Source organism: Methylomicrobium sp. Wu6 (genome assembly GCF_035916875.1).
In the GTDB taxonomy this organism is placed as follows: domain Bacteria; phylum Pseudomonadota; class Gammaproteobacteria; order Methylococcales; family Methylomonadaceae; genus Methylomicrobium.
Genome location: NZ_JAXUHN010000057.1, coordinates 14,162 through 37,454, shown reverse-complemented (window position 1 = coordinate 37,454; position 23,293 = coordinate 14,162). Strand labels below are relative to the sequence as shown.

Genomic DNA, 23,293 nt, shown 5'->3' with positions numbered 1-23,293 from the left:
GCTTTGCGCCTCAACTTTTTAAAACCAATTATTTCAGGAAATAATTCAGTGTCTCACCAGTCCGATTTAATCAGCACCGACATCAACGCCTATCTGGCGCAACACGAGCGCAAGGAGCTTCTCCGTTTTTTAACCTGCGGCAATGTCGATGACGGCAAAAGCACACTGATCGGCCGCTTGCTGCACGACTCGAAAATGATTTATGAAGATCAGCTGGCCGCGGTGCAGGCGGACAGCGTCAAATCGGGCACCACCGGCGCCGGCAAGATCGATCTGGCGCTCTTGGTTGACGGCTTGCAGGCCGAGCGCGAGCAAGGCATCACGATCGATGTCGCCTACCGCTATTTTTCGACCTCGACGCGCAAATTCATCATCGCCGATACCCCGGGACACGAACAATACACCCGCAACATGGCGACCGGCGCGTCGACCTGCGATCTCGCGATTATTCTGATCGACGCCCGCTACGGCGTGCAGACCCAAACTAAACGGCACAGCTTCATCGCATCCTTGCTCGGCATCCAGCACATCATCGTCGCGGTCAACAAGATGGATCTGGTCGATTACAGCGAGCAGACTTTCAATAAGATCAAGCTGGACTATCTGCAATTCACCGCTTCATTAGCCTTGCATGATGTCCGTTTCATCCCGATTTCGGCGCTGGACGGCGACAATGTGGTCAATCGCAGCGGCAACATGCCGTGGTTCAGTGGCGAACCGTTGATGGACGCGCTGAATAACGTCAAGATCGCGAATGACCACAATTTCGCCGACGCACGCTTCCCGGTGCAATACGTGAACCGGCCAAACCTGGATTTCCGCGGTTTTTGCGGCACCGTTGCGGCCGGAGTGTTCAAGAAAGGCGACAAGATCACTGCCCTGCCTTCCGGCAAAACCAGCAAGATCAAATCGATCGTGACCTATGACGGCGAACGCGCGGAGGCTTTCCCGCCGATGGCAGTCACCTTCACACTGGAAGACGAGATCGATATCAGCCGCGGCGACATGATCGTCGGCAATCAAACCCAGGCTGCGACCGTCGCCGACAAATTCCGCACCAAAATCGTCTGGATGAACGAAAAGGCGCTGACACCGGGCCGTCAATATACGCTGAAGCTGGCAACACGCAGCGTGTCCGGCTCGGTCTCGATGATCCATCATCGGATCGACGTGAATACCCTCGAACACCACGATGCCGCCGAATTGAAGCTGAACGAAATCGGCAATTGCACCGTATCGGTCAACGCGCCGGTCGTATTCGATGCTTATAAAGCGAGCAAGGGCACCGGCTCGTTCATCATCGTCGACCGTTTAACCAACGGCACGGTCGGCGCGGGCATGATCATCGGCACAACCGAAGACGAAACATGGCGCCCGGTCAGTATCGAAGAACGCACGGCCCGTTTCAGCCAACAAGCCGCCGCGATCTCGATCACCGGCGCAAACAGCAAAGAAATCGCTTATCAACTGGAAAGAAAACTGTTCGACAACGGCCATGCCGCGACTGTGCTTGAAACCCCGGACGCCGCCTTGATTCAGGCGATCAAAAAAGCCGGCCTGATCGGTTTGTGCGTAAACGGCAAGGAAGCTTGCGACAGCGGGTTCGACAGCGATAGCTTGCCGATCGATGAAATTTACAACGGCTTGAAAGACAGAAAAATCATCTACTGACCCCGTCGAACACAATCTCTGCATACCTCATAGGCCAGCCAAATTTGTAATGGTCAACAAAAACCGGACACCTATTCAGGCTGCGTTTTTAAAAAATTCCCGTTCGAATTCGATCGGGAATGGACCGCCCAAAGTTGAGTGCGATCGGCGGTCGTTGTAAAACGCCAAATAATCGATCACGCTCAACTTTGCCGCCTCTTGGTTTTTTAAATTTCTCGTGGCTGAGTTGTTCATGCTTCAAACTGCGGAAAAACCGTTCTGTGGGCGGTCGAGTCAACCGAAGGGAACCGCCCCCTTCAGCTGCTCACGGAACCGTACGTGAATCTCTAGATTCATACGGCTCTTGCTATTCAGCCACCCTACGCCAAACGCGCCAATGTGCAAATAAGGTCGGATAGTGTCGGTAAGCCCCCGCAACCATTGACCGGCAAGCCATTTCCGGCGCTTTAGCGGTTTGAATTCCCGCCTCACCCAGTTCAATAGTTTGTCGTTGATGTAGCTATGAATGGCCGACATAGCCGATTTTCCGAACCTTTCGTAATACTTGCCGTTGGCCTTGGGAATTTCGACGCGTTTCACCGGTGGAGGGAAGTAGCTGCCTGACGACAGCCGATTCCATAGCTTATATAGATCGCTCTTTAGATCAGCCTCAAAATCCTCGGTTTCGGTGTTGACAGGCGTCCTCGTGTGGTGGCCACTGACGGGGAAATGGCGCCAAGTGTTGACCGTCAAGCTCAAGGCAAGAGCCAATCGGTTAGTCATTGACCGGCATAAAACCAGCGGCATTTATTCGGCGTTAGTGGTGTTGCCGGTTTTGTTTTCAGGCATTTATATCACCAAACCGAAATATCTGGTGCCGGTGATCGAACTTTATTCACCCGCGGTCTACCGCTTATTGCTTTCAGTCCAACCCGAAGGGCGCGGGCCTTCGCTGAAGATGGCGGACGCGGTGGCCATTGTCTATCGCCTGTTTCCGGGAGGCCGGACACATCTGGTTTAAAACGCGACGCAAGCCACGTCAACCTTCACGGTTTGTAAAAACGGCATTGAGCAAAGCAGCTTGCTGAAAAGGCGGTGTGTCGTGATGGGCAGATACCGCGGCAAAGTGTTGGATGTGGACGACCGACCCTCGGTTCCGCCGGCGAAGTGTTCAGCCAAATACTTGGCTGGCCGGGTAGGTTATTGGTCTGTATTTCAGGCGTGATTATCCTGATCTTGTTTGTGACCGGGGCATCCGTCGGGATGCATAAGCGCGAGGCACGCTGAGAGCTTTGGGAAAGAAATTTGCGAATCGAAGATTAATCATCGGCAGGGCGGAAATTGGAACGCCGCCCTGAACATTTTGAACTCAATTTGCAACTGTTGCGGATGGGTTTGCAACCCCCCTCCTGCGGCCAGCTTGCGAGCCATCAAAGCTGAACCGTTCCGCCCGGGAACATCAACTCTCAATGAAACGGCGGCTTAACGCTATTCCCGCCCGCATCGTTGATCAGGACGCTCGAGCCGACAACGCTTCCGTATTGCGTTTGGCCAGCCCATCGATCACAGCAGACAACGAGCCTTTTTGCTGCACTTCATTCGTGAAAGTCGTCCGATAGTTGGTGACCAGGCTGACACCTTCTATCATGATGTCATAGACCTTCCACTGTCCGGCTTCGCTCAAAAACATCCGGTAATTGACGCCGACCGGCTGGATACCGGGTTGCAAGACTTCGGTTTTCACAATCACTTTGTTGGAGCCTGACTCCATGTCTATCGGCAGGAAACGGACCGACCATTCCTTGAACTCGAGGAAGGCGCGCGAATATGTCCTGACCAACAACATTTGGAACTCTTTTTTGAAGCGCTCGCGTTCATCCGGGCTCGCAGTTTTCCAAAGCTTGCCGAGCACCAGCGCGGAAATCTTGTCGAAATCGGTATGCGGAAGGATCACCTCATTCACAAATTGGGTGATTTTAGCGAAATCATTTTTGAAAGACTGATCCTGCAGACGATTTTTCAGTTTATCGGACGCATCCTGGATCGCTTGCTGAGGCGGCAGCAAGTCTTGCGAATACGCGCCCGATACCGGCAACAAAGCCATAAGGAACAGACATAAACCGAAAAGCGAAAATTGTTTGAAGTTCATATACCCCCCCAGAAAAATAGAAACCCTTATGCCTGTCATTTTCAAATGATGAAAATGACTTTCCTGATACAATAAAAACCTGCTAAGCCACTCCGGCAGGCTCGGTCTGTGGCGCTCGACTGAGATTTTTCACCCCCAAGAGTTCTGACACGATGTCTTATCATACCATCAATTTCCCCAAAATACGCATGAGAAGAATGCGTTATAACGATTTTTCGCGCCGCTTGATGCGCGAGCATCGTTTGTCTGTTGACGATCTGATTTATCCCGTTTTTGTGACCGAAGACACCAACCAAAGAGTCGCTATTGCCTCAATGCCGGGCATTGAAAGACTGTCACTGGACTTGCTTGTGGAAGAAGCTTACGAGTTGTTCAGTCTGGGCATTCCGGCCATCGCGCTGTTTCCGGTCATTGCCGCCGAGAAAAAATCCGACCTCGCTAAGGAGGCTTTCAATCCGGAAGGGCTCGTGCAAAGCACCGTCAGAGCCTTGAAAGAAGCCGTGCCGGAACTCGGCATCATTACCGACGTGGCGCTGGATCCTTATACCTCGCACGGTCAGGACGGGCTGATCGACCAGGACGGCTATGTACTGAACGACGAAACGATCGAAGTGCTGGTCAAACAAGCCTTGTCGCACGCCGATGCCGGCGCCGACATCGTCGCGCCCTCGGACATGATGGACGGACGCATCGGTGCGATACGGCAGGCGCTGGAAGCTAACCACCATCGCAACACCCGAATATTGGCCTATTCCGCAAAATATGCATCGAGTTTTTACGGCCCGTTCCGCGATGCCGTCGGTTCGTCAACCGCGCTAGGCAAGGCGAATAAATACAACTACCAGATGGACCCAGCCAATTCCGACGAGGCTCTACGTGAAATCGCTCTGGATTTGCAGGAAGGCGCAGACATGGTGATGGTAAAACCTGGCATGCCCTATCTCGACATTGTTCGCCGGGTCAAGGATGAATTCGGCGTGCCGACCTTCGCCTATCAAGTCTCCGGCGAATACGCGATGTTGAAAGCCGCCTCGCTCAACGGCTGGCTCGATGAGAAACAGGTCGTTATGGAATCGTTATTGGCGTTCAAGCGCGCCGGCAGCGATGCGATTCTGACTTATTTTGCCAAATCCGTGGCAGAATGGCTACAGAATTGATTCAGCACGCTCGCTAAACCGACCATCAGCGACCCGCGGCAATTACTGTAACAGCACAAAAACAATAAAAAACGGAGCCCATTCCATGACCGACGACTCGATGATTTCCTCCAGACGGAGGCGTCAGATTGAAGCCATCATTCTTATTCTGTTGCTGATAGCGTCGTTAGTCGGCATTTTCATCAACGATTATTCTCCTGCCGACGGTTATGGCTATTGGATCATGACGGTCTTCGTGTTCGCATTTTTCTCGATCATTCTGGGCTGGCTGAAATCCAGGCAAAGTAGTGAAGACTTCGTATCCGTTTTACGCGAACAGGCCCTGCACTGGTTTTGCTCGCTGCTCGTGGTCGGCGGCGCGTCGCTCGTCTTGAAGCCGGAAAACAACTCGGGCTTGATCATTTTATTGATCTTGTCGCTGGCAACGGTTTTGGATGGCCTGCGCGTCGGCTGGCGATTCAGCGTCGTCGGAATTTTTTTAGGTATTTCCGCAGTCATTCCAACCTATACGGATCATTTTTTCTGGGTGGAACTGGTAATCGTTGCGGCCATCATCACACTGACGATCATCTGGAGCTTTTGGCTGAGGAAAAACAATTAAATGACCACAACGGACCGCTACGCCGTATTCGGAAGCCCGATCAAGCACAGTAAATCCCCCCGGATTCATCGCCTGTTCGCCGAACAAACAGGCCAAGCGCTGAGCTACGAAGCGCAGGAAGTCACTGCCGAGGCATTTCCTGCCACCGTCAAAGGCTTCTTCGAAGCAGGTGGCAAAGGCTTAAACTGCACTGTGCCGTTGAAAGAACTGGCCTACCGCTTTGCAACCCATAAAACCGAACGCGCGCAACGCAGCAAGGCGGTCAACACGCTCGTACTGCAAACGGACGGCGCGATTCTCGGCGATAACACCGACGGCTGCGGTTTGGTCACGGACCTGTTGCATAACCACCGATTGACACTGACGGGCAAGAATGTCCTCATTCTCGGTGCGGGCGGCGCGAGCCGCGGCATTATCGGACCGATCCTGGGGCAATCGCCAACGCGTCTGGTGGTCGCCAACCGCACCACCGATAAAGCCGTGCTGCTTGCCGAAGAATTTAAATCTATAGGCGACATTTCCGGCTGCGGCTTCGAGGAACTCGGCCGGCTGCAATTCGACCTGATCCTGAATGCCACCGCCGCCAGCCTGAGCGGTCAGTTACCTCCCCTACCCGACCGCCTGCTTGCCAGCCAGGCCAGTTGCTACGATCTCGCCTACGGCAACGAACCGACAGCTTTTGTGCGCTGGGGATTCGCGCACGGCGCGCGACTTAGCCTGGACGGCCTCGGCATGTTGGTCGAACAGGCGGCCGAAGCATTCTTCATTTGGCGCGGGGTGAGGCCACAAACCCGTCCGGTGATCGAATTGCTTGACGGGGAAAGAAAAAAAGCCTAGCCCGTACTCCGTCAACGAGAGTCTCGTCATGACAAGCGGCCGGCCTCAACGGAAAATCATTCATATCGATATGGATGCCTTTTTCGCCGCGGTCGAGCAACGCGACAACCCGGCCTATCGGGGCAAAGCCATCGTCGTCGGCGGCCGGCCGGATGCGCGGGGCGTGGTCGCGACGTGCAGCTACGAAGCCAGAAAATACGGCATCCATTCGGCGATGCCGTCTTCCCATGCTTACCGCCTGTGCCCGCACGCTATCTTCGTGAAACCGCGTTTCGAGGTTTATAAGGAAGTCTCGGCGGCCATCCGCCGCATTTTCTCCGACTATACCGAACTGTTTGAGCCGTTGTCGCTCGATGAAGCCTATCTGGACGTAAGCGAGGTGTCGCGCTGCCAGGGTTCCGCGACCCTGATCGCGAAGGAGATCAAGGAAAAGATTCGCCGACAAACCGGACTGACCGCCTCGGCAGGCATTTCCTACAATAAGTTTCTGGCGAAGATTGCGTCCGACATCAACAAACCCGACGGGCTGTATTTGATCACGCCCGAGCAGGGGCCGGGATTCGTCGAACAGCTGGCGATCGGAAAATTTCACGGCATTGGCAAGGCCACCGAAAAAAAGATGCATGAACTGGGCATCCGCACCGGTTTTGACCTGAAACAATGGCCTTTGCCGTTATTGGCGCAGCATTTCGGCAAATCCGGGCCGCATTATTACGACATTGCCCGCGGCATCGACAACCGACCGGTCCGCAATTACCGGCCAAGCAAATCGGTCGGCGTCGAAATCACCTATCAGGAGGACCTTGAAGACCCTTGCCTAATCCTGGAGCAACTCTTCGGGCTGCTGGACAAGGCCCTGACCCGGCTGGCCGCGAAGCAACTGACCGCCCATACCCTCACGATCAAGCTTAAATATCACAACTTCGTGCAGATCACGCGCAGCAGAACGCTGCCCCAGGCGATCACCCGCGTCGAGGGATTCGAGGCTATCCTGGCCGATTTGCTGAAAGATACCGAGGTCGGCGCGAAAAAGGTGCGCTTGCTGGGGGTGGCACTCTCCTCCCTGGACTCGGCGGCGCCAATGAATTGGCGACAACTGGATTTGTTCGATTAGTAAAATCGGCGCGGGGCTTTATTCACGCTGCTTTTGCAGCGCTTTTTCATGATGATTCGGATCGTGTCGGTTTTGCCCTTTAGTATTTTCACATCCCGCGAGAAAACCCAGAATCAGAAGTATCAGAATGGATGACTTCATCATGCCCTCCTCAATCGCTTAGCGGTGAGGTTATACAATAGCAAATTCCGCTGCCATATTCCGAGAGATTCTCAGGTTAATTTCCTCTCGCGAATATTTTCTCGTTTCGACTCCCGAAGCCATGAGAAAATGAAACCCGGCCCCTCAAACACCGGCTACCGATGTCACTCTCGAAATCGATCCAACCCGACTCCTCTCGACGTCTGTCTTCTCTCAAGGATTTGTGGCCTTTCATGCGCCCCTATCGCGGAAGAATAGCGCTGGCTTTCGTTCTGTTGTGCCTCGGTTCGGCCACCATTCTGCTGGTTCCGTTGGCGTTTCGCGATCTGATCGATTTTGGTTTTGGGCAACGGCAAAACGCCGGCGCCGGGTTGCTCGGTTCGCTGAGCCTGAATGGACGCTTCGCGGTTCTGTTCGGATTGGCGAGCCTGTGGGCATTGGCCGTTTCGGCGCGATATTACACCGTGACCTGGATAGGAGAGCGGGTCACGGCGGATTTGCGTACGGCGGTGTATGCGCGGGTTCTGGTGCAATCCCCGCAATTTTTCGAGACCTTGCAAACCGGCGAGGTGCTGTCGCGCCTGACCGGCGACACCATCCTGATCCAGACCGTGGTCGGCAGCTCCGTTTCGATGGGCCTCAGAAGCCTGTTCCAGTTTGTGGGCGGCATGGTCATGCTGGCGGTGACCAGTCTGCATCTGTTCTCCCTGAATCTGGGTCTGATGGCTTTATTGACGCTGCCCATCTTAGCGATCGGCCGCAAAGTGAAAAAGCTCTCGCGCGAATCGCAGGACAAAATAGCGGATGCCTCGGCGCTGGCCGGCGAGATTCTCAACGCGGTGCCGACGGTCCAGGCCTATACCCAGGAACAGCGAGAAACCCGACGCTTCGCCGACCGTGCGGAAGTCAGCTTCAAGACCGCCATCCGGCGTACCCGGGTGCGTGCGGCGCTGACGGCGCTGATTATCATGGCCGTGATGGGATCGATCATTTTCGTGCTGTGGATCGGCGCGAACCTGGTGCATCAGGGCGGCATGACGGGCGGACAACTGGCGTCCTTCGTGCTGTATGCGGTCTTGGTGGCGGGCGGGGTCGGCACCCTGGCGGAAGTCTGGGGCGATATCATGCGGGCGGCCGCCGGGGCAACCGAACGCTTGCTGGAACTGCTCCATGCCCAACCCGCCATCGTCGAAGCCAACGCGCCGCAACCGCTACCGCGACCCGAAAAAGCCGAGATTCGATTCGAACATGTCACTTTCCGTTACCCATCGCGAATGCAGACGGCCGCGCTCGAAGGCATCACTCTCGCTATCGCCCCGGGCGAGAGCATCGCGTTTGTCGGCCCTTCCGGTGCGGGCAAGTCCACCCTATTCCAGCTTTTATTGCGTTTCTACGAGGTATCTGATGGCGCCATTCGATTCAACGGGCAGGACATTCGCGAACTGTCCTTACAGCAATTACGCAACAGGATTGCCATCGTGCCGCAAGATCCGGTAATCTTCTCGGCCAATGCCCTGGAAAATATTCGTTACGGCCGCCCTGATGCCAGCGATGATGAAGCCATCGCCGCCGCAAAATCGGCGCAAGTGGAAGAATTCATCAACCGCCTGCCGGAAGGCTATCAGACATTTCTGGGGGAACGCGGTGCCCGCTTGTCCGGCGGGCAACGCCAGCGTATCGCCATCGCTCGGGCGATTTTGAAAAATGCGCCGCTTTTGCTGCTCGACGAAGCCACCAGCGCCCTGGATGCGGAATCCGAAATCCTGGTGCAGGAAGGCTTGAACACGGCCATGCAGGGGCGTACCACCCTGATCATTGCCCACCGGTTGGCCACGGTGAAGAAGGTCGGCCGTATCATCGTCCTGAACCAGGGACGTATCGTCGAAACCGGCGCTCCGGAGGATTTACGCAAACAGAGCGGGCTGTACGCCAGATTGGCGAGCCTGCAATTCGATATTCAATAATTCGGCGGAATTGCTGCCCAGTGCAGCGCCTTGTTAGGACGCATCGTATGGCCCAAGAAAACGCTCTCCATTGAAATGAATCAGATGCGATGGAGCATCAGCCACCCACACTTCAGTTTCCCAAGCGATTTCGGAAAGATAGCGTCCCATAACGGCCCGAGTCGGGAAGGCAGTGACATAGACCAGCCCTGCACTTGAACCGGCAAACAGCTCGGCAAGTTCGGCGTGCCGTTTGCCATCGACCGGCCCATGACTGGTGACAGACTCTACCAACAGCAGCCAATTTTTCTCAGTGTAATGCAACACCACATCGGGCATCTTCCCATGGAAATCGATATCGACACCCAACCCGGCCAGTAAAGCGGCATCGAAATAGCCCCATTTCTCGCCCGTGTCCCCGGCATAAATCAGCAGGCTACCCGGCGCGAAGCGAGGGGCGAAGTCCTCGATAATCGCCCGGATCAGTTCGCTATGTTCGCCGGGGCTGAGGGTAATACGCTTGCCCGGAGCGATCTCAACCGGGATGCGGTTCTGCTCGCGTTCCTTTGCGTAGCGGGCAATTAGCGTTTCACGTTCAGCGAGGTAGGCGGTGAGATTGTTATGCCAATGCGGCGTGCCGAAGGTACGCAGCACGGCCAGTACTGCTGGTTCGATCTGATAGACTGCCTTGGGACTGTTGACCGGGCGATCGGGCTTGTCCGGGTTGTAAAGCGCTATGCCAGCATCACAGAACTGGTGTATGGTCTGCCGCCGTATCGTTTCGCGCGTGTTCGGTGCATAGCCCTTGTTGTAGTGCTCCCGCGCCCATTCCATAATGGGCGTAATGCCCATAAGCGGGTTCTCCGCGTCGGCCCAGGACTTGCTCGGTGTGAGATTCAGCAAAGCCAGCAGGCATAGGCCGGAACGCTCGTTCTGTTGAGCCCGTGTCAGGCCCAAGGAGATGATGACCTGCTGCGCGGCCTTGATATAGTCGTTCTTGTCGTTCATTCGGTCAGGGTTTCTAGCTTGGCGTCAATCATGGCCTGCGTGATGACTCCTTGCAGCCTCGCCCACTCGCCAAGCCGGATTAGGGTATCGCGGCTCGGGTATTTCATCAACTTGAGGTCGGTTGCATTAACTTGTGTATGTCCGCTAAAGCGCCGAAAATTTTCGTCCACGGCTGTCGAATTTAGAAACAAAGCCAATCCTCTTGCCATTGCTTCAGGCAGGCCCTGCTTGTTCTCGTGAAACACGTTTAAATGATTCTCGAAGCCAAGCATAGGCATGTGAACGAAGGCACGAGGTTCAACCACACCCGCTACCACACGACGTTGTTCTTCCTTTGACGAGAAGCGTCGCACCACACAATAGAAGCCAATCGGGAAAAGCCACTTTTCGGTATCCGCGTTTCGCATGATGGCGTTGGGCTTCTTCATGCCTTCAATGGGCCATGTGGTGCCACTACTGCTGAAATGGCCGGGGTATAGCAAAGGTACAGTGCACGGCTCCGGCATGTCACGCAAATGCGGTTTTAGCCGGAAATCCACCACAGGCCCGGTCGATACATTAATACTTAGGTCGGCTAGCGTATAGCGGATCGCCGGGAATAGTTCAATCGCGTTTTTCTCGGGCGATGTAGGCACATGAATGAACCGCTCCGGGGCGTCCGGAAACACGATCCTCTCGAACGGATGTTCATGAGAGGTAAGGTCGCCAAAGGTGTCGTCGGTCGAAACCGAAACTGTAACCGCCCCCTGCTGGCTACCGCGCTCAAGCCGGATGATGATGTTTTCCTGTAGCACATCGTCATCTTTGAATGCTCTGTTACGCGACTCGAACAGGTGCAGGTGACGGATGGCTGCACGTTCAAGAATAAAGTCTCGGAAGGGGCGGTAATACGGGCCGTTGCAGAAGCTGCGCGGGATGATCGCCACGATCTGTCCTCCCGGCACAGTCAGAGCTACAGCCAGCGCTACAAAGGCTGAGTAAAGGTTTACGGTCTCGATACCAATACGCCTCAGAGCAAATCGGTAAGCTGAATTACTGTTAATCTTCTTGTAAGGCGGATTGAGGATCGCGTGCGTATAGCTTTCCAGGGCTTTGGATGAAAATAAATCCCCGGACAGCGACTCTACGGCGGCATAAATAAAGTCTTCTCCATAGATATTGGCAGAAAAATCGCCCTTATATTTGTATCGCTCAAGAGTATGCGACAAATGAGGCATCAACGCGTGATCAAGCTCAAAAGCATCCATTTCCACCCGCTGAAAATGAAAACCGCCCGCTCTCCATCTTTCCAAGAAAGCTGCCGACAAGGATCCAATGCCGGCTCCGGCATCCAGCAAACGGCAATTCCCGGTTCCATCGGGAAAAAGGCCGGCCATGAATGCCGCCGTCCTCTCAGGCGTGAGAAACTGGCCGAATTGCGATTTTCTTTCCGCCCCGGTACTTTTTGAAAGCTGCAGCCTTTTTTGTTCAACCGCTGATAGCAATAGGATGTCTCCTGTTATATAGCCTAAAGACCTATCATACCACTCGGGAAGAAGGAACCGGCCACGGGTTCCTCCCTACGCAAACAGATAATCCAGCACCAACCCGATAAACACAGCCAGACCAAACCAGTTGTTATTCAAAAACGCCTTGAAGCAAAGCGCTTTTTCGCGGTGGAAAATCAGTTTCTGCTGATAAACCGCAAGCCCCGCCGCTGCCAGAAGCCCTGCGTAATAAAAGAATCCCAACCCTTCTATACGCCCGACGATCACCAAGAGACCCAGCATCACGATCTGCAAGGCGCCCATGATATGGCGGTCATAATCGCCGAACAGGATCGCGGTCGATTTGACGCCGATCTTCAGGTCGTCGTCCTTGTCGACCATCGCGTACATCGTGTCGTAAACCAGCGCCCAGAGCAGCACGGCCAGATACAATAACCAGCCGACCAAAGGAATCGTGTTCGTCTGCGCGGCAAAAGCCATCGGCACCGCCCAGCCGAAGGCCATGCCGAGGTAGGCCTGCGGCAGATGCGTGAAGCGCTTCATGAACGGATAGCTGGCCGCGAGAAAGGCGCCGATGAACGACAGGCCTATCGTGAACGGATTCATCAGCAGCACCAGGCCAAACGACACCAAAGTCAGCACCGCGAATAAAATCAACGCCTCCTTCGGCTGGACGCGGCCGGCCGCGATCGGGCGCTGTTTGGTGCGTTCGACATGCGGGTCGAAATCGCGGTCGGCATAATCGTTGATCACGCAGCCGGCGGCCCGCATCAGCACCACGCCCAGGAAAAACACCGTGAACACCAGCGCATCCGGCTTGCCGCGCCCCGCGATCCAGAGCGCCCACAGCGTCGGCCATAATAGAATCAGCGTGCCGATGGGCCGATCGAAGCGGGCGAGCAGCCAGTATTGTTTGGCGCGATCGGCGATGCGATCCGAAATGCGTATGGTCAAGGTATAACCCCTTTTTCAGCGAGAGTTTTTGCGAGAAATGTTATTATAACTTTTTTATTTGAGTGAGCGCCGAAGCGCCAAAGGCAGCCGTTATGAAAGTTAAAATTTATCATAATCCGCGTTGCAGCAAATCCCGGGAAACGCTGCAACTGTTGCGGGACAAGGGAATCGAGCCGGAGATTGTCGAATATCTGAAAAATCCGCCGAGCGCGGAAGAACTCGACCAGATACTGCAAAAACTCGGGATCGAACCGCGCGACCTGATGCGAAAAAAAGAGAAGCCATACGATGAATTGGACCTGTTCGACAAGTCGCTGGACCGGCAGACCTTGATCCGCGCGATGGTCGACAACCCGATTCTGATCGAACGCCCGGTCGTGGTAATCGGCGATAAGGCAGCGATCGGCCGGCCGCCGGAAAACGTGCTCGCGATCCTGTAGCAATGACCAAGATCCTGGTGCTTTATTTCTCCCGGCACGGCGCGACCGCCGCCATGGCGATGCAGATCGCGCGCGGCGTCGAAACGGTCGACGGCGCGGAGGCGACCGTCAGAACCGTACCGGACGTATCCGCTGTCTGCGAAAAGACCGCCGAGCGGATTCCCGCGCACGGCGCGGTGTATGCGACGCTGGAGGATCTGAAAAACTGCGACGGCCTGGCACTGGGCAGTCCGACCCATTTCGGCAACATGGCCGCGCCGTTGAAATATTTTATCGACAGCACGACCGAAATCTGGTTTTCGGGCGCACTGGCGGGCAAACCGGCCGGCGTGTTTACATCCACCGGCAGTTTGCACGGCGGCCAGGAAAGCACCCTGTTATCAATGATGCTGCCCTTGCTGCACCACGGCATGGTGCTTTTGGGATTGCCCTACAGCGAGACGGCCCTGCGCGAGACTACCTCGGGCGGCACGCCCTATGGCCCGAGCCATTTGGAAGAGAAAAACTCAATCTTGAGCGACCAGGAAAAGACCTTGTGCCGGGCGCTCGGAAAACGCCTCGCGATCACCGCGAAAGCGCTGAAGACGGGAATGCCGGTTTGAGTAAAATTGCGCCGGTTTTCTTCCATTATGTGGCGCTCAGCGGTTATTTCGGCCTGTTCGCGCAGATGATGCTGTGGCCCACCGTGTTGACGACCTCGACGCAATTCCCGGTGGCGCTGGTTCTGATCGTAACGGTAACGCCGCTGTTGTTCTTGGTGCGCGGCTTGCTGGCATTCAACCCGAAGAGCTATGCCTGGGCCGGATTCATCAGCCTGTTATATTTCGCACACGGCGCGACCGAAATCTATGCGAATACCGACGCCCGGCCGCTAGCGGCGGCCGAAATCCTGTTCAGTCTGCTGTTGTTTTTCGGTTCGGCGCTGACGCTCCGTTTTCGCGATAAAGACCGCTGAACCATGGCAAAACAACTGCCTTTGCAGTTCGTGTTCAGGGCTAATCAAACGTTCCAGGACTTTTTCCCGGGCGCGAATGTTGCCCTCGTCGATCATCTGCAAAAATGCGTTGATGGCAGCGGCGAAGCGTTCATTTTCCTGTGGGGACAGGCCGGCCTCGGCAAGAGCCACTTGTTGCAGGCATGTTGCCACGAGGCCCAAAAGCAAGGCCTTTCGAACTTTTATTTCGATCTGAATCAGGCCGGCGGCTCTTCCGTCGAATTGCTGAACGGCCTCGAAGCCTGCAAACTTGTCTGCCTCGACAATGTGGAAGCGATTGCAGGTCTTGCCAACTGGGAGTTGGCCCTGTTCAATTTTTTCAACCGGCAGCGGGATCTCGGGCATAAGCTGATCATCTCTTCCGGCGTCAGCCCCAAAGCCTTGGCGATCCGATTACCCGATTTGAAAACGCGCCTGAACTGGGGACTCGGTTTGAACATGCAAACGCCGGACGATGAGGGCCGGATCGCCGCGCTAAGGTATAAAGCAAGGCGCATGGGCCTGGAGATTTCGCCGCAGGCCGGGCGCTTTCTATTGAACCGCGCCGATCGAGACATGGCGTCGTTATGGCATCTGCTCGACAGTCTCGACCAAGCCTCCTTATCCGCCAAGCGCAAATTGACTGTGCCTTTTTTAAAACAGATTCTCGATGAAAACCATGGTTAGCAAAGTGCTGGTAGTCGGCGCCGGTGCGATCGGCGCGTTTTATGGATCGTTGCTCGCGAAGGCCGGCGCCGAAGTGTCGGTGGTCTGCCGCTCCGAATACGAAACGGTCAAAAAATCCGGCTTCACGATCGAAAGCGCGAGCCTCGGAAATTATCGTTTCATGCCGAAGCAAGTCCTCCAGGACGCGAGTGATTATCAAGGGCCTGCCGACTACGTGCTGCTCTGCACCAAAATGCTGCCAGACGTCGATCAGGCTGCGCTGCTGCGCCCCGTGGTCGCGCCGCAAACCGTTATCGTATTCATCCAGAATGGAGTCGACATAGAACAGAAAATGCTCGACGCGTTCCCCGCTAACGAAGTCGTCAGCGGCCTGGCGTTCATTTGCTGCAACCGGATCGGACCGGGAATAATCCGGCATCTGGCTTACGGCCGGCTGGCGCTGGGCAATCTGCCGGGCTCGGTCAGCGCTAAAACCCGTGAATTGTGCCGGTTATTTCAAGCGTCGGGCATCGAGAGTAACGCGACTAATACGATCGTTGCCGAGCGCTGGCTCAAATGCGTTTGGAATGCGCCGTTCAATCCGTTGTCGGTGCTGTCCGACGGACTCAGCACGGCCGAAATACTCCACACCGAAGAGTCTTTCGTGCGCCATATCATGCAGGACATCTGCCGGATTGCCGAGGCTTTAGGACACCCTTTGCCGGTTGATGCGGTGGATAGGAATATCGAAAAGACCTACCTGATGCCGCCCTATAAAACCAGCATGCTGCTCGATTACGAACAAGGAAGGCCTCTGGAAATCGAAGCCATTCTCGGCAATGCGTTACGCGCGGCCCAACGCGTGAACGTACCCTGCCCTTATCTGGAATCGATTTATGCCTTAATCCGATTAAAGTTGCTGGCGGATCGAAAACACCGTCACGCGACCATGCCATCTAGCAAAACGTAACCATGCGCCGTCATAAATTGTCTTCGGGAAGCCTGTTTACGTTTTTGCTGCTGTCTTCGGTTTATTGCATTGCGGCGCAGCCCCGCGTCGCGGTGCTCGATTTTGAACTGAAGGATCTGACTCCCGCGCCTTATATTCCGGCCGAAATCGCTCGCGCGGCCGGCGTCAAACCATTGCTGGAACAGGCGCTGGCAAAATCCCACTATCAGATCGTCCACATCGATTCCAGCGATATCGCCAAGGCCGCCGCCGGCCCCGGCTATCTGTTCGATCACCACGACCTGGCCGCCAAACTGGCGCGGACGGTTCGCGCCGACTATATCGTGGTCGGCAGGCTGCACAAGCCCAGCTACCTGTTCATCTATCTGATGGCGCACCTGGTCGATGTGCGGCAAGGCAAGTTGATCGGCGATTATATTTCCGAGGTCAAAGGCGGCGCCCCGAAGTTGACTCTGAAAGGCGTCGAAAGCCTGGCCGGAAAGATCGTAAAAACGCTCTCACAACATGCCGATCGATCACGTAACCCCTGAATGCGGAAGTCAGTCAACGGCAACAGCAATTGCATTTCCTGCCTCTGCCTGATCGTGGTTAATCTCACATTCTGCCTGCCGAAATGCTGACGCGACTCCTAGTCTACCTCGCTTATTTCCTAAAAACCTCCGCGCGCTATCAAAGCACGAAACACTTTTTCCGGCGTCTGCTGGTGATCCCGCAGAGCCAGCCGAAAGCCTATTTCGATGTTTTCATGCTCGTGATGGTGATCATCAGCGTATTCTTGCAGATCGATAAAGTCAGCCATCAGCCGCCGCAATGGCAACTTGTCTTCGAAGATTGCATCGTCGCGCTATTCATCATCGAATATCTGTTGCGCGCCTGGATTCATAACGACAACCACCAGATCATCCTGGATCATTACGAACGCTCGGAATACCTGAGCATTCCGGTTAAACTGCACAAAGTGTTCAAGACGATCGCGGCGAAAAAAATCGAATATGCGTTAAGTCCCCTGGCGTTGATCGATCTACTGGCCATCCTGCCCAGCTACAGGCCATTGCGCTTTTTACGCGTCTTCCTGATTTTCCGGTTGTTCAAGCTGTTCCGTTATATCAACAGCATCAAGCTGTTCACACAGATTCTCTTTAACAAACGCTTCGAGCTTTATACCCTGGGGGTGTTTTTGGGTTTGCTGCTTTTTATCGGCAGCATCGCCATTTTTTTGTTTGAAAATCCGGACAACGGCGGCGATGTCCATGATCTGTTCGATGCCTTCTATCTGGCCGTCGTGACCATGTCAACGGTGGGCTACGGCGATATCGCCCCGCAAACCGCCGGCGGACGCCTGGTCGTGATGGGCTTGATTTTTACCGGACTCGGCGTGTTGTCATTCTTCACCTCGATCATCGTCTCGGCCTTTACCGATAAAGTCAACGACCTCAAGGAGAACCGGGTATATGCGGAATTGCAAAGGCACGAAGGAATAGTGATCATTTGTGGCTTTGGCCGTGTCGGCATGCACGTCGCGCGGCAGCTTGCCGATCACCAGCAGCCTTTCGTCATCATCGATAAGCTGGAACGCCACATAGAGGACGCCAGTCGTCTCGGTTATCTGACTATCCAGGGCGATGCAAGTAACAACGACGTGCTGTCCCTGGCCGGCATCAATCGCAATGCCTCGGCGATTTTATGCACGACCGGCGATGACGTCAGCAATGTTTACATCACCCTGACCAGCCGCCAGTTGAACGCCGACATCCGGATCATTTCGCGCGCCTACCGGCATGACAATGTCCGCAAACTGTACCAGGCCGGGGCGGATAATGTAATTGAGCCGTTTGAAATTGCCGGCATGGTCGCGGCCGAATATGTCGGTCAACCGGTCGCGTTCGGCGCGATCGCCGGCATCATGCACGAGGAAAAAGAGTTCGTCCTCGACACAGTGCGCGCGCATCCGGGTTCCGCGATTATCGGCAAAAAAATCGCCGAGATCGATTTCGATCACAGCAAGCTGATGCTGATCGGCGTGATCAGCACCGATCCCCCGCATCTCAAACAAAACGAGAGTTATCAAATGCAGGACCGGCATTTTTATTTCAATCCGAAACATGCTTTCGAGGTGCAGGAAGGCGATTTGCTCGTCGTTATGGGCAAACGGATCGGCATTGACTATTTTCGCTATCAGCTCGAAAAAAGTCGGTTCAAAATAGGCAAAAAAAGATGAAAAAGATTGCAGTCTTCGGCGATCCCCGCATGGCCCTGGAAGCGCTGTCCAAATTCGACAAGGAGACTTGCTCGATGATTTACGCCGCACAGAACCGCCACGATGCAGAGCTCATCGCGGAGCGGGGTTTCGCCGCCGAAGCGATCGATTTTCGTGATGACAGCGCGCTGCATGCGCTTGGCATCGGCGTGGATGTTGACTATTTATTCTGTTTTTTCGTGGCCGATTCGGATAATGTATTTTTGACTATCTCGGCGCGTGCGCTCGATAAAAGCTTGAACATCATCGCGACCGTCGATGATCCGGATTCTTCCGATAAATTATTGGCCGCCGGCGCGAACAAAATCATCGACCCCTACGAGATCAGCGGCCGCAAAACCTATGAAATGCTGACCAAACCGGAGATTACCCATATTCTGGACCAAAGCGTGCACCGACGACACGCTCTGAATATCGCCGAAATCGAAATTCCGGAAAATTCCTGGTTGGAAAACTGCAAAACCAGCACACTGCGACTAAACGAGCGCCATAATCTGATTCTTCTCGGCGTGGTCGATAAGGAAATCGGCGATCAACTGCATTTTGCGGTCGGCGACAAGGAACATGTTCTGAATGCGGGGGACGTGCTGGTCGTGATGGGACCGGCCAGGGAGATCAAGGCATTCAAGGAAACATTGATCGGCGACGATGACGTTTAGGTGTCAAAGTCTGAAGTTAACCCGACATGTTCAGAAATAAGTTTAAAATTTCACTTATTTCTATCAAGGAAGAAAGGAACGGTTCGCGTAAAAACTGATCGGCTCATACCGGCCAAAGGATAGGTGGGTGTTTTAATTGTTGTGATCATCGCCGCTTCCGAATTCGACCGCACCGGAATCGGCCAGGCTTCGGACGATCATCAAAATTTCTTTTTGCGCCGCCTCTATTTCGCTGGGCTTGGCGGGCGAAGCGGATGCCAAATCATCGCGCAGCATTTCCGCCGTGCGTCTGGACATATTACCAAAGATTTTATTTTTGAGACCTTCGCTGACACTCCGTAGCGCCAGTAACAGACGATCCGTCGCCACTTCACGCAGCAAGGTTTGCATGCCTCTGTCATCCAGATTGGCAATTTCTTCGAATACGAACATCTTGTCCTGGATTTTGCGTGCTAATTCGGCATTGCTGTCGGCGATTTCGTCCAGCATCTGGCTGCTGACATGGTTATCCAGGCGATTCAAAATATTGGCGGCGACATTGACTCCGCGCACAACCGAGGATTTGCCGTTTTCGTTACAAGCCCATTGTTCCGCGATGACTTCATCCAGTTCGCGCAAGGCGGCGGACGACAAGCCCTCCAGCGCAGCGATCCGCATCAGCAGACCGGGACGCATTGCTTCGGGTAAAATCATGATCACATCCGCCGCGCGCTGACCGTCAAGCAAGGACAACAGATTAGCGACGATCTGGGGGTGTTCCGAGCGCACCCAATCCGCTATCGTTCGGGCATCCATCCATTGCAACTGATGGATGCCTTGGTTTCCGCCGCTGATCAATACCCTGTCGATCATTACTTCCGCTTTTTCGGCCCCCAAGGCGTTCGCAAGCATGTTTCGGATATACTCTTCCGAATCGCCGCCCAACGCCGACTGCTTGTCAAAGGCGGCAATAAACAGACCTAACACCCCATCCACTGTGTCCAACGAAATGTTCTTCATCGACGCCATGTTGGAGCCTATCAGTTCCACGTCTCGGAGATCCAGATGTTTTAAAACCTCAGACGCTCTTTGCTGCCCCAACGCAAAAAGCAGTAAAGACGCGCGTTCAACTCCATTTAAATTGATCGTGGCGCTACTCATCTCTGATCCAGGCTTTCAAAGTATGCGCGACTAATTTCGGATTTTCATCCGCCAGGCGCTGCACATGGGCCAGATGTTTCTCGAAGCCCCGCGGCGCGGCCAAGCATGAAGGCTCTTCATCAACCATTTTTTGTTCGGCAGGTTCCGCAACACGAGCAGACCGATCGACCGGCCCGTTCATGGCCGAACGATTTGCTTCCGTTACCGCCAAGTTTTCAGTTTTAGCGCCTTTGACAGCCCTGGCCGCCATCTCCGTTTCGATCAAACCGTCGTCGCCTTCCAGCACATGCAAGGTTTGAATACGGCCCGGCGTCACGCCCAAAATCAACTGCTTTTTACCGACCTGCAGCAACACGATCTTTTCCCACATACCCAAGGATAAACCGCCAGCAACGCGCATTCTGCCAGCGCCGCCAAACTTGCGGAGGACGCCCCAGAATCCAAGCAAAAAAACGCCCATGACTGCGAGCAGGCTCACACCCCACAGCGCAATGCTTTCGGCATCCAGGTCTCCGAGGGTTTGATTGGGTGCATCCACCCTCGGCAGCGCATTGCAAACGGAAAGCCGCAGCAATAAAAGCCCGGAAAGTATAATGTTTAACCGCATCAAGCTAATCTTTTGACGCGTTCCGAAAGGCTGATGATATCGGTCAGTCGAATCCCGAATTTCTCATTGACCACGACCACCTCGCCGCGGGCAACCAGCGTGCCGTTCACGAAAATATCCAACGGATCGGCGGCCAGACGGTCCAACTCGACAATTGAACCTTGATTCAGCTTCAACAAATTTTTGATGCTGATCTGCGTCCGGCCGAACTCCATTGCAAGTGTCACGGGCACGTCCATGATCACATCCAGATCGATCGCCTCATGCGGGCCTATCGACGCGTTTTCTCTTGCAAACGGATAGCCACCGGCACCTTCGCCGGCACTTACCTGCAACGGATCGCCTTCGATCGGTACTTCAGTCATTTTTTCCATAATCATTCACCTTATCATCAATGGCCGAACCGCTGCAAACAGCATTAGTCCTTATAATTTTTCAATGATTTGTACCGCGAAATGACCTTCCGATGTGCACGCTTTGCCGGTGAATAAAGGCACGCCTTCCGCCTGTAGCGACAAGATTTTCGGCATGTCGATAGGAATAATATCGCCTTTTTTTAAGTGCAGGACATCGTTGACAGACAGGCTTTTTGCCGCTAGCAAGCTATTCACGTTGACCTTCGCTTCCACAACCTGATTACGCAACGCCGTCCGCCACTGCGGATCCGATTCCGCGCCGTCATCGCCGAAAGCATCCAACAAGCCGCTGATCGGTTCAATCATCGCATAAGGCATCAAAATGGTCAGTTCACCGCCATTTCCCTTCAAGGCAATATTGAAAGCGGAGGTGATTACATAATCATCCGCGCCGGCGATGGCGGCATAAGCCGGATTGATTTCCGATTTCAAATAGTCAAAATCGATCGCCAGCACGGGCTCCCATGCATCTTTCAAGTCTTTGAAAACCCTATCTAGAATTTTTCGAATCACCCGTATTTCGGCCCGGGTAAACTCGCGATCTTGCGAGTGATGATCAAACTGGCCGTTGCCGCCGAAATAATTGTCCACTATGGTAAACACCAAGCGGGAATCCATCACGATCAAAGCCCGCCCCCGCAGCGGAGTAATCCTGACAATATTCAAATTGGACGGCGCACGCTGCCCACCCATGAAATCGGAAAATTTCTGCAACTGAATGCCCGAGGCAGAAAGTTGCGGAACACGCTGCAGCAACTGGAATAAAGACGCGCGCAAAGCAATGGAGAAGCGGTCATTGATCATCTCAAGGGTTTGTATTTGTCCGCGCCGAACCACTCTTTCCCGGCTGCTGAAGTCATAGACCTTGGCCCCGTCTGCCTCTAGAAATTCGTTGATTACGGTTTCGGTTGCATAATCGCCGTCCTCCACGCTGTTGAGCAGCACATCAATTTCTTCCTGCGAAAGCAAATCCGGAATGCCCATAATTTATTGCCTGACCTATGAAGTAAAAATCAATTCGTTGGCCTGAAAACGTATGTTTTAAATAATATAGATCAATTATAGACGTTGGCTTCGAAAATGGGAGGAAACGGAACCTGCGACACAACTTGGAAGTTACGGATTGGCAAAACCGATACGGCGTATAGGTGTCTGCGCGTAAAATAATGAGCGTTAGAACACCGCAGCGATATGCGACAAGCAAATCAAGCGTTTGAATTCGATGTTAGCAAAAAATAAAACAAACCGAAGAAATCGCGACCGGGTAGGATAACGGCGAAATTTTGCTTATTAGCGCCGGCTTAAACTTAGAATGCTTCCCTTCCCGTCTCTACTGCGGAAATCGATTCTGCCGTTTTTGCAGTAAACGCCGTTCCAGCTTATGGAAATAGGCCGTGATGCCGAACAGAAAGCCTGCCGCCACCGGCAACGCAAAATACCAATGCGCTTTGGCGAAAGCGACTATTTTGAGAATTTCCTCGCCAAACACATACGCCGGCGTGATCGTAACCGCCGCCCATGCCCAGGCGCTGAGCAAATTGATCAATGCAAAGCGTTTTGACGAATATTTGGTGATCCCGATCGACATCGGGATCACCGTGCGCAGGCCGTACATATAACGTTGCATAAAAATGATCGGCCAGCCGTATTTTTTTAGCAACAAATGGGCGATCGCGAATTTGCGCCGTTGTTTGTGCAGTTTGCGTTGAATCAGGCCTTTATTGAAGCGGCCGATATAAAAATAAAGCTGATCTCCGGCAAAGCCGCCGAGTCCGGCCACGAAGACCGACAGTGCATAGCGCATATCGCCGGTATGCGACATCACGCCGGCCATGATCAAGCCGGTTTCGCCTTCCAATATCGACCATAAGAACAGGATGACGTACCCATATTCTTTTAGCCAGCCTAAAAATAATTCTTCCATCAATGCTTGCGTTTTAGTGAGATACTACTCTTATCCTAGACGCGGTTAATTCCGTCCGCAGTCTTTTACTTAGTGGAGCCGTTGGCATTCCCTGATGAACCGGAACCGGCGGCATTCGATGACTATAGGGTAATGGCGTGTGTAAAGCAACCGATTGGCGATATTTTATTGCCATGGCAAAAAGAAGCCGGCAGTTTGCC

26 protein-coding genes are annotated in these 23,293 nt (G+C 54.0%); 15 read left to right on the top strand and 11 right to left on the bottom strand.

The genetic code is table 11. The features are described from left to right. Positions 1-48: 48 nt before the first annotated feature. Complete coding sequence (gene cysN, locus U2W12_RS05965; protein WP_326499751.1) at positions 49-1,671, top strand: sulfate adenylyltransferase subunit CysN; 1,623 nt, start codon at positions 49-51, stop codon at positions 1,669-1,671. 273 nt (positions 1,672-1,944) lie between these two features. Here cysN and U2W12_RS05960 read toward each other — a convergent pair whose 3' ends face one another. Next, positions 1,945-2,250, bottom strand: coding sequence for a hypothetical protein (locus tag U2W12_RS05960; RefSeq protein WP_326499750.1), 306 nt, complete (start codon positions 2,248-2,250; stop codon positions 1,945-1,947). A 106-nt stretch (positions 2,251-2,356) separates the two neighbouring features. Between U2W12_RS05960 and U2W12_RS05955 the strand changes: the two genes are divergently transcribed. Further along, the gene (locus U2W12_RS05955; protein ID WP_326499749.1) at positions 2,357-2,671 is read left to right on the top strand and encodes a PepSY domain-containing protein; all 315 of its coding nucleotides are present in this window, start codon (positions 2,357-2,359) and stop codon (positions 2,669-2,671) included. A gap of 489 nt (positions 2,672-3,160) precedes the next feature. On the opposite strand, the gene U2W12_RS05950 is transcribed toward U2W12_RS05955, so the two are convergent. Further along, complete coding sequence (locus U2W12_RS05950; protein ID WP_326499748.1) at positions 3,161-3,799, bottom strand: ABC transporter substrate-binding protein; 639 nt, start codon at positions 3,797-3,799, stop codon at positions 3,161-3,163. Between the two features lie 152 nt (positions 3,800-3,951). Between U2W12_RS05950 and hemB the strand changes: the two genes are divergently transcribed. The 4 genes from hemB to dinB all read left to right on the top strand — a co-directional run bounded on the left by hemB (position 3,952) and on the right by dinB (position 7,508). After that, a complete protein-coding gene (gene hemB / locus U2W12_RS05945) occupies positions 3,952-4,956 on the top strand; it encodes a porphobilinogen synthase (protein ID WP_326499747.1) in 1,005 nt (334 codons plus the stop codon). Between the two features lie 85 nt (positions 4,957-5,041). Next, on the top strand, positions 5,042-5,557 hold the full coding sequence (locus U2W12_RS05940) for a hypothetical protein (protein ID WP_326499746.1): 516 nt from the start codon (positions 5,042-5,044) through the stop codon (positions 5,555-5,557). Next, entirely contained in the window at positions 5,558-6,394 is an 837-nt protein-coding gene (gene aroE, locus U2W12_RS05935) for a shikimate dehydrogenase (protein WP_326499745.1), read from the top strand. A gap of 28 nt (positions 6,395-6,422) precedes the next feature. Next, the gene (gene dinB, locus U2W12_RS05930) at positions 6,423-7,508 is read left to right on the top strand and encodes a DNA polymerase IV (RefSeq protein ID WP_326499744.1); all 1,086 of its coding nucleotides are present in this window, start codon (positions 6,423-6,425) and stop codon (positions 7,506-7,508) included. Positions 7,509-7,526: 18 nt separating this feature from the next. Here the strand turns inward: dinB and U2W12_RS05925 are convergent, their stop codons facing one another. Then, positions 7,527-7,649 (bottom strand): hypothetical protein, encoded by a 123-nt coding sequence (locus U2W12_RS05925; RefSeq protein ID WP_326499743.1) that lies wholly within the window; start codon positions 7,647-7,649, stop codon positions 7,527-7,529. A 161-nt stretch (positions 7,650-7,810) separates the two neighbouring features. Here U2W12_RS05925 and U2W12_RS05920 point away from each other — a divergent pair, with 161 nt between their 5' ends. Beyond that, positions 7,811-9,613: an ABC transporter transmembrane domain-containing protein gene (locus U2W12_RS05920; protein ID WP_326499742.1), complete on the top strand. Its 1,803-nt coding sequence runs from the start codon at positions 7,811-7,813 to the stop codon at positions 9,611-9,613. A gap of 33 nt (positions 9,614-9,646) precedes the next feature. Here the strand turns inward: U2W12_RS05920 and U2W12_RS05915 are convergent, their stop codons facing one another. From U2W12_RS05915 to ubiA, 3 genes are all read right to left on the bottom strand, one after another. Beyond that, a complete protein-coding gene (locus tag U2W12_RS05915) occupies positions 9,647-10,600 on the bottom strand; it encodes a BsuBI/PstI family type II restriction endonuclease (RefSeq protein WP_326499741.1) in 954 nt (317 codons plus the stop codon). Beyond that, a complete protein-coding gene (locus U2W12_RS05910) occupies positions 10,597-12,084 on the bottom strand; it encodes an Eco57I restriction-modification methylase domain-containing protein (RefSeq protein ID WP_326499740.1) in 1,488 nt (495 codons plus the stop codon). Before U2W12_RS05910 ends, U2W12_RS05915 begins: the two co-directional genes overlap by 4 nt. Positions 12,085-12,159: 75 nt before the next feature. Further along, the gene (gene ubiA, locus U2W12_RS05905; RefSeq protein WP_326499761.1) at positions 12,160-13,035 is read right to left on the bottom strand and encodes a 4-hydroxybenzoate octaprenyltransferase; all 876 of its coding nucleotides are present in this window, start codon (positions 13,033-13,035) and stop codon (positions 12,160-12,162) included. A 98-nt stretch (positions 13,036-13,133) separates the two neighbouring features. On the opposite strand from ubiA, the gene arsC reads away from it, so the two are divergent. The 8 genes from arsC to U2W12_RS05865 all read left to right on the top strand — a co-directional run bounded on the left by arsC (position 13,134) and on the right by U2W12_RS05865 (position 19,006). Beyond that, complete coding sequence (gene arsC, locus U2W12_RS05900) at positions 13,134-13,481, top strand: arsenate reductase (glutaredoxin) (RefSeq protein WP_326499739.1); 348 nt, start codon at positions 13,134-13,136, stop codon at positions 13,479-13,481. 2 nt (positions 13,482-13,483) lie between these two features. Continuing rightward, positions 13,484-14,083, top strand: a complete 600-nt coding sequence (gene wrbA / locus U2W12_RS05895) for an NAD(P)H:quinone oxidoreductase (protein ID WP_326499738.1) — start codon at positions 13,484-13,486, stop codon at positions 14,081-14,083. Continuing rightward, positions 14,080-14,436, top strand: a complete 357-nt coding sequence (locus U2W12_RS05890) for a DUF2069 domain-containing protein (RefSeq protein ID WP_326499737.1) — start codon at positions 14,080-14,082, stop codon at positions 14,434-14,436. The genes wrbA and U2W12_RS05890 overlap by 4 nt, the downstream gene beginning before the upstream one ends. Before the next feature lie 3 nt (positions 14,437-14,439). Further along, on the top strand, positions 14,440-15,141 hold the full coding sequence (gene hda / locus U2W12_RS05885; RefSeq protein ID WP_326499736.1) for a DnaA regulatory inactivator Hda: 702 nt from the start codon (positions 14,440-14,442) through the stop codon (positions 15,139-15,141). Further along, positions 15,134-16,090 carry a 2-dehydropantoate 2-reductase gene (locus tag U2W12_RS05880; RefSeq protein WP_326499760.1) on the top strand — a complete coding sequence of 319 codons (957 nt, stop codon included), beginning with the start codon at positions 15,134-15,136 and terminating at the stop codon, positions 16,088-16,090. The genes hda and U2W12_RS05880 overlap by 8 nt, the downstream gene beginning before the upstream one ends. Before the next feature lie 2 nt (positions 16,091-16,092). Then, the gene (locus U2W12_RS05875) at positions 16,093-16,620 is read left to right on the top strand and encodes a DUF2380 domain-containing protein (protein ID WP_326499735.1); all 528 of its coding nucleotides are present in this window, start codon (positions 16,093-16,095) and stop codon (positions 16,618-16,620) included. A gap of 83 nt (positions 16,621-16,703) precedes the next feature. Beyond that, the gene (locus U2W12_RS05870) at positions 16,704-18,308 is read left to right on the top strand and encodes a potassium channel protein (protein ID WP_326499734.1); all 1,605 of its coding nucleotides are present in this window, start codon (positions 16,704-16,706) and stop codon (positions 18,306-18,308) included. After that, positions 18,305-19,006, top strand: a complete 702-nt coding sequence (locus U2W12_RS05865; RefSeq protein WP_326499733.1) for an NAD-binding protein — start codon at positions 18,305-18,307, stop codon at positions 19,004-19,006. The genes U2W12_RS05870 and U2W12_RS05865 overlap by 4 nt, the downstream gene beginning before the upstream one ends. 132 nt (positions 19,007-19,138) lie before the next feature. On the opposite strand, the gene fliG is transcribed toward U2W12_RS05865, so the two are convergent. The 5 genes from fliG to U2W12_RS05840 form a co-directional block, all read right to left on the bottom strand. Next, entirely contained in the window at positions 19,139-20,146 is a 1,008-nt protein-coding gene (gene fliG / locus U2W12_RS05860; RefSeq protein ID WP_326499732.1) for a flagellar motor switch protein FliG, read from the bottom strand. Further along, the gene (locus U2W12_RS05855) at positions 20,139-20,753 is read right to left on the bottom strand and encodes a flagellar biosynthetic protein FliO (protein ID WP_326499731.1); all 615 of its coding nucleotides are present in this window, start codon (positions 20,751-20,753) and stop codon (positions 20,139-20,141) included. The genes fliG and U2W12_RS05855 overlap by 8 nt, the downstream gene beginning before the upstream one ends. Continuing rightward, positions 20,753-21,127, bottom strand: a complete 375-nt coding sequence (fliN, locus tag U2W12_RS05850) for a flagellar motor switch protein FliN (RefSeq protein WP_326499730.1) — start codon at positions 21,125-21,127, stop codon at positions 20,753-20,755. Before fliN ends, U2W12_RS05855 begins: the two co-directional genes overlap by 1 nt. A gap of 51 nt (positions 21,128-21,178) precedes the next feature. Beyond that, the gene (fliM, locus tag U2W12_RS05845) at positions 21,179-22,153 is read right to left on the bottom strand and encodes a flagellar motor switch protein FliM (protein WP_326499729.1); all 975 of its coding nucleotides are present in this window, start codon (positions 22,151-22,153) and stop codon (positions 21,179-21,181) included. Positions 22,154-22,499: 346 nt separating this feature from the next. Next, positions 22,500-23,093: a DedA family protein gene (locus U2W12_RS05840; protein WP_326499728.1), complete on the bottom strand. Its 594-nt coding sequence runs from the start codon at positions 23,091-23,093 to the stop codon at positions 22,500-22,502. Between the last annotated feature and the right edge of the window lie 200 nt (positions 23,094-23,293).